At 58.5% G+C, this 12,408-nt stretch carries 7 protein-coding genes; 6 read left to right on the top strand and 1 reads right to left on the bottom strand.

What is annotated here, in order from left to right:
- Positions 1-134: 134 nt before the first annotated feature.
- The 4 genes from Enr13x_RS26610 to Enr13x_RS26595 all read left to right on the top strand — a co-directional run bounded on the left by Enr13x_RS26610 (position 135) and on the right by Enr13x_RS26595 (position 7,532).
- Entirely contained in the window at positions 135-1,529 is a 1,395-nt protein-coding gene (locus tag Enr13x_RS26610) for a sulfatase family protein (protein ID WP_145392709.1), read from the top strand.
- Positions 1,530-1,751: 222 nt separating this feature from the next.
- The gene (locus Enr13x_RS26605; RefSeq protein WP_231743799.1) at positions 1,752-2,714 is read left to right on the top strand and encodes a ThuA domain-containing protein; all 963 of its coding nucleotides are present in this window, start codon (positions 1,752-1,754) and stop codon (positions 2,712-2,714) included.
- Between the two features lie 16 nt (positions 2,715-2,730).
- Positions 2,731-3,996 (top strand): SGNH/GDSL hydrolase family protein, encoded by a 1,266-nt coding sequence (locus tag Enr13x_RS26600; protein WP_145389963.1) that lies wholly within the window; start codon positions 2,731-2,733, stop codon positions 3,994-3,996.
- Between the two features lie 140 nt (positions 3,997-4,136).
- Complete coding sequence (locus Enr13x_RS26595; RefSeq protein ID WP_145389962.1) at positions 4,137-7,532, top strand: PVC-type heme-binding CxxCH protein; 3,396 nt, start codon at positions 4,137-4,139, stop codon at positions 7,530-7,532.
- A gap of 272 nt (positions 7,533-7,804) precedes the next feature.
- On the opposite strand, the gene Enr13x_RS26590 is transcribed toward Enr13x_RS26595, so the two are convergent.
- A complete protein-coding gene (locus Enr13x_RS26590) occupies positions 7,805-8,413 on the bottom strand; it encodes a Uma2 family endonuclease (protein ID WP_145389961.1) in 609 nt (202 codons plus the stop codon).
- Between the two features lie 983 nt (positions 8,414-9,396).
- Between Enr13x_RS26590 and Enr13x_RS26585 the strand changes: the two genes are divergently transcribed.
- Positions 9,397-9,978 (top strand): hypothetical protein, encoded by a 582-nt coding sequence (locus Enr13x_RS26585; protein WP_145389960.1) that lies wholly within the window; start codon positions 9,397-9,399, stop codon positions 9,976-9,978.
- A gap of 538 nt (positions 9,979-10,516) precedes the next feature.
- Entirely contained in the window at positions 10,517-12,328 is a 1,812-nt protein-coding gene (locus tag Enr13x_RS26580) for an alpha-L-fucosidase (protein ID WP_231744447.1), read from the top strand.
- The last annotated feature ends 80 nt before the right edge of the window (positions 12,329-12,408 follow it).

The raw sequence follows: 12,408 nt of genomic DNA, 5'->3' as shown, positions 1-12,408 counted from the left end.
GCAGCGATGATCGGCAGAGCGACGATCGGCAGAGGGTGGAAAACACAACGAATCCACCTTCACCCACTACAATCCATTTCAACACGATTCCCCAAACGAACCTCCAAGTCGAAACCATGAAGTCCACTTGTCTGATGGCGCTTGCGTTGGTGTGTCTTTTGACATCCTTCGCCGCCGCTGATTCACCGCGTCCCAATATTGTGTTCATCTTTGCCGATGACTGGGGTTGGGGCGATCTGAGTTGCCACGGCCATCCCTATGTCAAGACTCCCAACATCGATCGGCTGGCGCGTGAGGGAACGGATTTTCATCGGTTCACCGTCGCCAGCGGCGTGTGTTCCCCCAGCCGAACGGCGGTGATGACGGGGCATTTTCCGGCCCGCTACAACATCGACGGGCATTTCGCCTGGGTGCCGAGTAATGCCAAACGCAACATGCCCGATTGGCTGGACACCGACTCGGTCACGCTGCCCAAATTGCTGCAGAAGGCCGGATACGCGACGGCCCATTTCGGCAAATGGCATCTGGCCAACGACATGATCCCCGATTCCCCGTCGCCCGGCGAGTATGGATACGATGCCTACGGAGCGTTCAATTGTTCCGGCGAGCAGATGCCCGTGCACGAAGACGCCGAGCATGCGATCGAGTTCATCCAGAACAGTCATCAGGCCGGCAAGCCGTTCTTCATCAACTTGTGGGTCCATGAACCGCACACGCCGTTTCACGTCATACCGAAGTACCGTTGGCGGTTTCGCAACAGTGGGCTCGATGAAAACGATGAAATCTACGCCTCGGTGTTGTCGCACGCCGACGATCGCATCGGCGAGGTTCTCGAGACGCTCGACAGACTGGATCTGGTCGACAACACGCTGGTCATCTTTAGTTCCGACAACGGGCCCGCCCGCGCCCGGCCCGGAACATCGTTGGCCCTCAGCTACGACACCGCGACGGGCGCGGGCTTCGGGATCGCGGCGGCCAAGGGGATCACCGCCGGACGCAAGGGTTACAAGGCGTCGCTCTTCGAAGGCGGCATCAATGTACCCTTCATCGCACGCTGGCCGGGCAAGATCGCGGCGGGCAAAGTCGATCAACGTTCGATGATTTCAGCCGTGGATTTGCTGCCGACGTTTTGCGAAATCGCGGGCGCCGAGTTGCCCGAATCTTACCAGCCCGATGGCATCAGCCAGCTGAAAACACTGCAAGGTGACGTCCGCGACGGTCGCAACCAACCGTTGTTCTGGAAGATGAAGGGAAACGGCAAGCCCGGGCAAGCCGACTCTTTTCACTGGGTCGACTATTGCATCGTCGACCAAAACTGGAAACTGATCAGCGACGAAGCCTCTGCGTACGTGGAACTGTATGACATCGTCGCCGATCCCTACGAAGAGCGAGACGTGAAAGAATCGCACCCGGACGTGGTCACGCAACTGACCGAGAAACTTTCCGAATGGAAATCCACGCTTCCGCCCAAACCGAACCCCAAGAATTTTTCGTCGTTGCGCGACGCAACGGTACAGTCACGGCCCTAACGAGAAAGGGAGTCAGCAACCGTTGGTGTTAAACCTTGAAGGACCGTCCACGTACGACGGCCCTTCCGGGCCGTCGTCCGAGGGACTCGTCCCGACGACCTGGAAAGGACGTCGTACCTTTCCGGGCCGTCGTCCGAGGGACTTGTCCCGACGACCTGGAAAGGACGTCGTACCCTTCCGTGCCAATCGTTCCATCGCCATTTCCGCTCCAGGAGCTTGAGAATGTTAAAACCGAAACCACTGACGCCTTCGGTCGGTCGCCGTGCCGCACCGTTTGCGATGAACGCAGTTCGTCGGACGACGGGGCTGATTCCATGTCTCGCACTGATCGCGATGTTTGTCGTCTCATTCGTCGTTTCGGGGCCCGCCTGGTCGGACGAGGTCAAGCGACCGCACGCGGTGATCGTCGTCGGCACGCTCCACTACTCTCCGGAGTTGTCGATGCCGATCTTTGCCAAGGAGCTGCAGCGTTTCGGATTTCGAACGACGATCGTGATGGGAGAGGGGAATCCAGAAAAGAAGACCGAAAACGTGCTGCCGGGCATCGAAGCGTTGGCCGAAGCGGATCTCGCAATCTTCTTCATGCGGTTTCTGAAGTTGCCCGACGAGGAGTGGCAACCGATTGAAGATTACGTCCGATCCGGCAAGCCCGTCATCGGTTTGCGGACGGCAAACCACTCGTTCAAATACCCGGCCGGTCATCCGCGATTTTCATGGAACGATGACTTCGGCCGACGGGTTCTGGGCACACCGTACGTGGTGCACCAGACCAGCGAAACGCAAATCAGCGTGGTCGAGAAATCGACCGATCATCCCATCTTGTCCAACATCACCAAGACGAAATGGGTCTCGCCGGGGACGCTGTACCTGACGCGACTGGAGGAAGGGTGCATTCCGTTGGTGACCGGTTCGGGACAGGGGCGCGTGCGAACGCTGAAAAAATCATTCGGCACGATCGAAGTCAAACAGCACGAGTCCGATGTGGTTGCCTGGGCGTGGGAGAACGAATGGGGCGGCAAGGTTTTTGGAACGTCATTCGGTCATCCCGGTGACTTTGCCGAGGAAGCGTTTGTCCGGATGTTGATCAATGGTTGTTGCTGGGCGGTCGATCGCCCCGTGCCCGGTGCCGATGAAGACATTTCAACGTGGGAAATCCAGCGTGTCGACAAGAAACCCAAAAAGTAAACTCCCGAGTCGAACGATGAAACACCTTTCAATCGTGGCAATCCTGCTGGGCGGCTTGTTCTGTTCGGTCGCCGGTGCCCAGTCGCCGATACGTCCCGGTGATCGCATCGCGATCGTTGGCAACACGTTCGCCGATCAGCTTCGGATTCACGGCTACTTGGAAACGGCGTTATTGCAGCATGCCAAAGGTGTCTCGATCCGCAACCTGGGTTGGGGCGGCGACATGTTGACCGCGCGCGATCGACCGACGAATTTCCCGTCCGAGGAATCGACGCTCCGCGATCACGGCACCGATGTGATCATTGCCTGCTTCGGCATGGGCGAGTCCTTTGACGGAATCGAAGCGTTGGATCAGTTCCGACGAGACTTGCAGTCCTTCATCACCTCGCACGCCGGGAAACAATACAACGGCGAAACGGACGTGCGTCTGATCCTGGTCTCACCGATCGCATGCGAAGACCTCGGCAAACTGACGCCCAATCGAGAGGCGCGCAACGATGTCTTGAGGGCGTACACGCAAGCGACAAACGACGTCGCCTCGGCTGCGGAAATCCCGTTTGTCAATCTCTTCGAAACGTCGCTTTATCTGATGGACGAACCGGTCGGTCCAAAATTGACCACCAATGGCATTCACTTGAATCGATTCGGATACTGGGCGATCAGCCATGAATTTGCCAATCAGCTTCTTGCCTCGGATCAGCCAGATGATGTTCGGCCGTGGCGGATCACGATCGACGCGCGAGCCCAAACGGGCCAGGGACGCGGCGTCGAACTCTCGCAGTTGACGATCAATCACTCCGCAGTCAGCGACTCTCAAGTCAATGGTTTTGAAATCACCTTTCAAGGCACCGAGACGACGGCGCCCCGCTTGCCGCCGCCGACCGACCAGCCGTTGCCATCACCGCTGGCCTTTCATCGGGACACGATGGTGGTGCAGAATCTACCCGCCGGCACGTACCAATTGACCATCGACGGAGAGCACGTTGCAACCGCGGCGGGTGACGCATGGGGACAAGGCATCCCGGTCGACCGTTCGCCCGCCCATCGCGAAGCGGAACGGTATCGCGCCGACGTCAACGATAAAAACCTGCAGTTCACCTACAGCTGGAAGGCACTGAATCAAGTTCACATCGTCGGAGAACGAAAACGGTCCCCCAGCGGTCGAGCCCTGCCGGGTGAAGTGATCCAGTTCAATCGAATCGCCAACCAACGCGACGAAACGTTGCGAAGTGGGATCGCGTTGAAATCGCGCCGATGGCGACTCGCACGCGTCGAACGCTGAAGAATAGTAACGAACCCGAACCGTGGGATAGGCTTCCAGCCTGTCCGTTCAGCATCGACAGGCTGAAAGCCTATCCCACTTTCCCCACTCATCATCTTGTTCGCCAGTCATTCCCCACCGCTTTCTCTCGTGTTGAACCCATGAAACGATCGCTACGCATCGCATTGTGTCTTGCCACGGTCGTCGCAAGCCTGACGGCAACGGCGTCCGCCCAAGACGCCAGCGGCATCAAGAACCTGAAGGATGCTGATCTGGATCTGATGAACAATCATGACCCGTCATCAGAACTGGAAAATTTTGAGCTACTCGAGGGCTACCAGGCCAACCTGTTCGCGGCGGATCCGATGCTCGCCAACCCGGTCCACATGCATTGGGATTCCAGGGGACGGCTTTGGGTCGCATGCTCTTGGGCGTATCCGCAGCTGAAACCCGGAGAAGTCGCCAACGACAAGATCATCATCCTGGAAGACACGGACAACGACGGTGTGGCGGACAAGTCCACCGTGTTCGCCGATGGATTGTACCTGCCCACCGGGATCGAACTGGCCAACGGAGGCTGTTATGTGGCGCAGTCGCCCGACGTGTTTTTCCTGAAAGACACCGATGGGGATGACGTCGCCGACGAAAAAGAACTGGTGCTGACGGGTTTCGGGATCGAAGACAGTCACCACAGCATCAGCGCGTGGCGGCGTGGCCCCGGCGGATGGATTTATTTTCAAGAAGGCATTTTTCTGCACGCCCAAGTCGAAACGCAATACGGCGTGTTGCGAAACTTCAACGGCGGCGTTTACCAATACAATCCTCGCACGATGGAGCTGCGAATGTTCTGTCGCGGCACCGGCGGCAATCCCTGGGGACATGTCTTTGATCGCTGGGGCCAATCGTTCATGGTCAACAACCCTCGCATCCTGTACCTGTCTCCGGCGAGCGGCAACAGTGACGAGTCGGTTCGGATCAAGCCCTTGATTAGCACCGAAAAACAATGCGGCGGAGATCTGGCGACGGGCAGCCATGTCGGCGATGACATTCGCGGCCAGTTGCTGACCGGTCGTTTCAAAAGCCGCACCGTCGTGCGGTATGAATTCATCGAAGACGGTGCCGGTTTTCGCGCCAACGTCCTTGAGCCGCTGATCAAATCAAAACACCCCAACTTTCGGCCGGTCGATGTAAAGATCGGCCCGGACGGTGCGGTCTATGTCGCCGATTGGTACAACTCGATCATCAACCACGCCCAGCATGACTTTCGCGACCCGCGCCGTGATCACGACCACGGACGCATCTGGCGGATCACGCACAAGCATCGACCGCTCGTTGAAAAACCGAAGCTGGTTGGGGCGTCGATCCGGTCGCTGGTCGATCAATTAAAAAGTCCGGAGGATTGGATCCGCCACCAAGCCAGGAAAGAACTGAGCGAGCGTGATCCGGACAGCGTGCTCGCCGCGGCCGAAGCTTGGGTTGAATCACTGCCCGAGCAAGACCCCGATTACGATCATCACCTGGTCGAAGCCATGTGGGCCTGTCAAAATGTGGAACGTGTGAGCGAATCGATTCTTGCCCGCGTCCTGGACGCGAACGACGGGCATGCGCGTTCCGCCGGCGCGAGGGTGATTCGTTACTGGCACGAACAATTGTCCGATCCGATCGCGATGATCGCCAAAGCATCGGCAGATGCGTTCCCGCGAACCCGCATGGAAGCCGTGTTGTCGGCCGGATTCATCCCCAACGCCCAGTCGTTCCTGGCATGCTTGAATGCGTTGGATCATCCGCGAGACGAGCTGATTGACGACGCGCTTTCGCAAACCACGAAAGCACTCGAAAACCACTGGCGTCCGGCCATGGAGTCGGGCGGGTTGCAGTTTGCCAAGTCCAGTCACCGAGACTATGTCGAACAGGGGGCCGGCATCGGACTGGATCGCACGCTCGCCGAATTGCTGAAACAAGAATCCCCGAGTTCCCAAAGTCTGCGGAACGTGCAATCGCAGCTGATCAAGGTCGGGACCGACGACGACATCCGCACGATCGTGACCGCCTTCACCAAGGGGAACGGGATCCGGTCGGAGGACACGTCGATCGCGATGCTCGAATCGCTGCAACAGCTGGCCAAGCAAAAAGCGTCGACGCGACTCAGACGCATCATGCGAGGTCTGAGGACGCTGCTGGACAGCGACAACGAAGCCGTACGCGTTCTTGCCGCCAACAACCTGGGCGCTTGGCGTGTTGCCGGACGAGAGGAATTGGCCGCATTGCAGGACGATTCCTTCAGTCCAGCGGTCAAGCAAGCCATCGCGGTCGCGTTGGCCCAGACCAGCGCCAAGGCTTACTCGGAACCGTTGGCGAGCCTGGCGGCCGACGGCGACTTGGAAACTCGCTATGCAGCCGTCGCGGGCTTGGCCCACATCGATTTGGATCGTGCCGCCGATGCCGCGGCGACGCTGATGAGTGAAGACCCCGAGCGGGCGGATCCGGTGTCGCTCGTGCAAACGTTCTTGAGTCGACAAAACGGTGGAACACGGCTGGGCGAATCCTTGGCCGGCGTCACGATTCATCCGTTGGTCAGCGACCGAGTCAGCCAATTCCATCGCGAAAGCGGTTTGTTGACCGACACGCTTGCGAAATCATTTCAACCTTCGACCACATCGGGTTCGCTGACAGCCGATCTGTTGGCCGAGGAGATCGAAACACTGGCGAGCGACGCGGAAACACGTGGCAACGCCGCGCGCGGCGAACTGATTTACCGCCGCAAGTCGCTGTCCTGTACCCAGTGTCACGCGATCGGACCGGCCGGACCGGTCATCGGCCCCAACTTGGTCGCCGTGGGAGCCGCTGCGAAAACCAAGTACCTGGTCGAATCGATTCTGCGTCCCAATGCGGCGATCGCCGAACACTATGAAACGAAAACGTTTTTGCTGGATAGCGGCAGCGTGCGAACCGGGATCGTGACGTTTCGAAACGAACAAGAAGTGGTCTTGCGCGATTCTTCAGCGTCGGGCCAAGAGGTGCGTTTCGCGACCGATGAAATCGAGGCGGAAGTCCCCGCCAAGTCGTTGATGCCGGCGGGACTGGCCGACCAACTGAAGGACCGCGGCGAGTTTCTGGATCTGGTCAAATTCATCTCGGTTCTCGGCAAGCCGGGTGACTATGCCAATGACGAAAGTCCCGTCATTCGCAAATGGCGTGTCAGTGCTGGCCCCGACAGTGCCGCGATCCCTACCGACGATGCCGATTGGTTGCCGGCATACAGCATGGTCCGCGGCGAGTTGCCCACTGCCGATTGGCCCGATTCCGAAGCGGTCTTCGCACGCGGATTCGTCAACGTGCTCGTCGCCGGCACCGTTCGGTTGGATTTGAACTCCAGCGACGGCCTGGGGCTGTGGGTCGACGACCAACGCATCGATGATCTTGCGGCCCCGATTCAGTTGGAACGTGGCCGGCATTCGATCACGTTTTCGATCGACCGAAAACAGCGCGACGATGGACTTCGCGTCGAGCTCAAGCCGGTCGGCAAAACCAGGCTGCAACCCGAAGGCGGGCATTGATCGCGTCGCAGCAGTGGAGCACACCCGCCGATGGCAAGCTGTTCCCGCGGATCCCTGACTCTCACTCCGGATCAAGAAGAGATCGTCGACACCGATTTGTCGCCCCAGGATCTTACGGAGCGTCTGCCGACAAATCGTAAATTTTAGGCGAAGACTTGGACGAAATCGTCGACGAATTTCGGGAACATCAGATATCGTGACACGGTTCCGGATGCGGATGTTCGGGTCGGCAAACAATATGCAGCCCGTAGCTGTGCAGGGACGGCCGCCGATCATGCCTTCATGAGCGTTGAAACGTCGACCCGCAGTCCCGTCAGTAACTCACCCGAGGCGACTTGTCCGACCGCGAAGGTGCCGATTTCCGTATATCGGTCCGAGTTCAACGATAGCACGGTAACCCGCTGCTCGACTGGATCCACGATCCAGTATTCGGCGACACCCGCCTTGGCATAGTCACGGCGTTTGTCGGTGTAGTCGCGGTGCCTCGCTTCACTACCGGGGCTGACGATCTCCATGACCAGATCAAGATGGTCAGGATAGTCGACATCGGCGGCTGGACGGTTCTCAGGAGCGATGTATAGCAGGTCCGGTTCTCGAATCGTGCCGGGGAACAATCGAATCGGCAGCGGAGCGAAAAGGGCGGTACCGCCTTCGGGCATCGCGTTTTCAAGCCACCCCAGCAACAACCGCAGCATCCGCTGATGTTTCAGGTTCGGCATTGGCAGTATCTCCAGCCTTCCTTCGGCGAGCTCAGCCATTCGGTTGGTGTGAAATTTCAGGAATTCCTCTTCGGACCAACTACCTTGCGGAGGATGCAAGTAGGCCGCTTCCCACGCCGGTTCACCGTTTTTGGATGGGAGGGGAGGGGGGGCTTCGGACATGATCGATCCACGAACACCTGGAATAACCGTAACAAATTCGCCTGCGTCATTGTAAACGAAGCAAACGTTCGTCGGGTGATGGAAAGTGTATTCCCGTGCGGGGCAGATCCGCCGTGCGGCTGATCCCTCGTCGTCAGCAAGCTCGACAGCAGAAATTCATTCAGAAATGGAAAACGTGTGAAAAAAGGAACGGCAAAAACACGCATTGACGTTGTGCGGAAGGATGAACCTCCGCCTTCGATTCGAGTTCGACTACGTCAAAACCGTTTCTATGCCCGCAAAGCCCGCGCGTCGCCCAAGGCGAACTGTTTTCCGCAATTCACAAACTTCCGCCCGAAAGAGATCGAGAAAACTGCGACTGGAAACGCGCGAGAATCGGCGAGTCCTCGCAACGATCCTCTGGGACGGAGGAGCGGGAACCAGCAATTGGCACGACGGGCGACCAACAAGTGCCGCCCATACTTTTCTGGGCACGCGGCCGCTTTTGGGGCCGCTTTTGTCTTGCCCTGTTCAATTTGGTGAGATTGCGATGGCTCGGCAATCTCGCTTGGAAGTGGTGGATCGTGCTGGATTTGGTTCACATCGGAACGTTGTTTCACTGTCGTTGAGACATTCCGCGTTTGATGCCGGAGACGTTGGGGCTTAGAATCAAGCCGACTTTGGAGCATCATCGCATCAGCGGAGAATCTCAAATGCCAGCGAAACAAACTCTTTTCATGAAGTGTCTGGCGATGGTTATTGCACTCGCCGCTCACTCGGTTCGGGCTCAGGATTCGGAAGAAACATCGCTCGGTCGACTGGTGCATGAGATCTGCGATGAGGAGGCCGATCGGTACACTGTGACGATGCCCGATGGTGTTGCGCTGAGCCGAGTTCCCCGCTCGCTTTTACGTTGGTCGAAGGCAACGCAAGGATCCGCATTCGGCGACACCTACATCTGGACGCACCAGGGGTGCGCTGAAGCAATCGTTTCGATTTATGCAGTGACGTCGAAGAGGATCTTTGACGCAGAGTTTCAGTCGCTTAGCGACGAGAAGTTCACGATGCATCGAGACGGCGTCCCAAAATGGTCGCCCGCGAAGCCGGGTGTCGAATTCCGCCCGATCGCCGACATTCGGCCGCCGACGAACTCGGCGACGACGCGACTCGGTCAGATGAATCGGATCGCCCGTCAATTCCGCGCCGAGTTTTCTCCTCACACTGCGCCCGACGAGATTTCTCGTCTGCGGCTGCTGTCCAAACCGTTGTATCGATACGAGAGCACGAATGAGCAGATCCTCGACGGAGCCGTTTACGGATTTGTCGACTCGACGGATCCGGAACTGCTACTGGTCATCGAAGCTCGACGCACCGACGCAGGATCCACGTGGGTTTATTCGCCGGCGCGGTCGCGTCATGACCGGCTCCGATTGTACTACGGAGACAAGCTTGTCTGGGACGTGCCTCGCCTGGCTCCGCCCTGGAGTAACATTCGCAATCCGGACCGGCCCTATTTCAATCTGCAATTGGCGAGGCTGTTGCCATCGGACCAGTGGCAGCGAATTGAAGAAGCCATCGATCGTTGAACACGTCGGTGGCAAATCGTTCGATTTGCGTCTGGCGTTTCCGGCGTCACGCTGCCAACCGGTTGATTGGGGGCCGCGTTCCGATTCGATTTCTCGGCGAATCGCCGAAAGCCTTGGCGACTGGCGCGACAACTTCAGCATTTAGGACAGTCGGAAGAATAAGTGGGATAGGCTTCCAGCCTGTCATGGCGAAAACGACAGGCTGGAAGCCTATCCCACAATCAATCTCCGCCACTTATTCTTCCGACGGTCCTTACATGGATGATCCTGGGGCCTCCGATGTCGCATTCACCGCCTCAATTGACGCAAAACGTTCTTTACGAACGGGATCGTGTCGCTAAGGTGAATCCCATCCCCGATTGTCGGAATCCTGCGGCCGCGACGCATCGCTGCACCGGAACGGATTGCCCAGCTGAACATCCGACGAAATCATCCTTGGAACCCGAAGCGAATGCCCGATCAAAACAGACTGCCACGATTCCCTTCATCGCTCCCTCGACTGCGTTCTGCCCGGCACGGAATTTTTGTCTTGGTCGCTGTGGTTCTCGCCAGCCACACCACCACGCAGCATCTTGCCGCCCAGCAACCCGCAGCCCAGCAACCCGCAGCCCAGCAACCCGCAGCCCAGCCGGCAGCGACTCAGCCGGCAGCGACTCAGCCGCCCACCGAATCGCCGGACGAGAACGCGTCGCGGATGGCGTGGTGGCGTGAAGCAAAATTCGGCATGTTCGTGCACTGGGGCGTCTACTCGGTCGTCGGCGGTCAATACAAAGGCCAGGAATTGCCCAACAGCGCCGAATGGATGATGGCACGCGGCAAGATCCCGATCGCCGAATACGAGCAATACGCCAAGCAATTCAACCCGGTCGACTTTGATGCCGACCAATTTGTCGGATTGGCCAAGCAAGCCGGCATGAAGTACCTGGTCATCACGGCCAAGCACCACGACGGCTTTGCGATGTTCGACTCCAAAGCGACCAACTACAACGTGGTCGACTTCAGCCCCTTTGGTCGCGACATCATGAAGGAGCTGGCCGAGGCCTGTCAAAAGCAGGGGATCAAGTTTGGGTTTTATTATTCCCAGGCTCAAGACTGGCATCATCCGGGCGGATTCGGCAACGGCTGGGATAAAACCATCAAACGCGTCAGCAGTGACCAATACGTCAGTGAGAAGGCGGTTCCGGAAGTGCGGCAGTTGCTGACCGAATACGGGCCCATCGGTATCTTTTGGTGGGACACGCCTCGGGCGATGAGCGAAGAGGCGTTCAACAGCTTGCATTCGCTGACCAAACTGCAACCCGACGTCCTGACCAACGATCGATTGGGCGAGGACTTTCCCGGCGACTACAAGACGTTTGAACGCAACATTCCCCGGCAAGCACCGCAGGGCAAAGACTGGGAGGTCTGCATGCCGATCAGCGGCAGCTGGGGCTACAAGAAATCCGACACGAATTTCAAATCCACCCGCACGTTGATTCGCAACCTTGCCGACATCGCCAGCAAGGGCGGAAACTATCTGCTCAACGTGAGCCCGACGGGAAAGGGCACGCTGTTGCCCCAGGCGGTCGAACGACTGCAGCGAATCGGACAGTGGATGCAAACCAACGGAGAATCGATTTACGGCACCACGGCCGGCCCGATCGGCAAGCCGGATTGGGGACGCTGCACGGCCAAAGCCACCGCGGACGGGACGGCGCTTTACCTGCACGTGTTCGACTGGCCACAAGACGGCAAGCTGGTCGTGCGTGGGCTGGAAAACGAGGTCCGATCGGCCCGTCTTTTCGATGGCGGTCAGGTGCTTTCCACCCGGTCTGTCGAGGACGGCGTCCTGGTCAGCTTGCCCGCGGATCCGCCGGACGCCGACGACAGCGTGATCAAACTGGTCGTCAGCGGAACGCCGGAAGTCCGATCGCTGTTGCCCACGCCTGGACAAGACGGCGTGCTCGAACTTTTTGCCGACCAAGCCTTCATTCACAATAACGAAGGCAGTCGGGACGCCGGTCTTCGCGAACATGACGGAATCCCGCACGTCGGGTACTGGCTGGACGACCAGGCCTGGGTCGAATGGGAGATCGAGATCCGCGAACCCGGCGTCTATCGGGTTTCCGCTGTGATGTCTGTTCAAGAATCAGAAACCGAATTCCGGGTGTCGGTCAACGATTCGCAGCTCTCCGCGTCCGTCCCCTCCACGGGCAGCTATGGTCGCTACGCCAAGCGAGATCTGGGCTCGATCCGGGTCAGGGAGCCCGGGCGGAAGAGTGTCCGCGTCATCCCCACCCCCGGGTCTTGGCAACCCATGAACCTGAGGCAATTGACGCTCAAACGCGAGGGCGAATCAGCCGTCGATTGATCGCCCAGAGAGGACCATCACCGGTCGAGCTTTGGCGGCCGTTGCTGTATCATTCGGATCGCCAACGGCTCGCTTCACCA

Origin of the sequence: Stieleria neptunia, assembly GCF_007754155.1 — a bacterium.
In the GTDB taxonomy this organism is placed as follows: Bacteria; Planctomycetota; Planctomycetia; order Pirellulales; family Pirellulaceae; genus Stieleria; species Stieleria neptunia.
Note: the sequence above shows the minus strand (reverse complement) of the source record. Positions and strands in the feature narration are given on the sequence as shown.

Coding starts and splice junctions, on each gene's coding strand:
- Enr13x_RS26610 (WP_145392709.1), top strand. CDS start 135: ATGGCGCTTGCGTTGGTGTGTCTTTTGACATCCTTCGCCGCCGCTGAT.
- Enr13x_RS26605 (WP_231743799.1), top strand. CDS start 1,752: ATGTTAAAACCGAAACCACTGACGCCTTCGGTCGGTCGCCGTGCCGCA.
- Enr13x_RS26600 (WP_145389963.1), top strand. CDS start 2,731: ATGAAACACCTTTCAATCGTGGCAATCCTGCTGGGCGGCTTGTTCTGT.
- Enr13x_RS26595 (WP_145389962.1), top strand. CDS start 4,137: ATGAAACGATCGCTACGCATCGCATTGTGTCTTGCCACGGTCGTCGCA.
- Enr13x_RS26590 (WP_145389961.1), bottom strand. CDS start 8,413: ATGTCCGAAGCCCCCCCTCCCCTCCCATCCAAAAACGGTGAACCGGCG.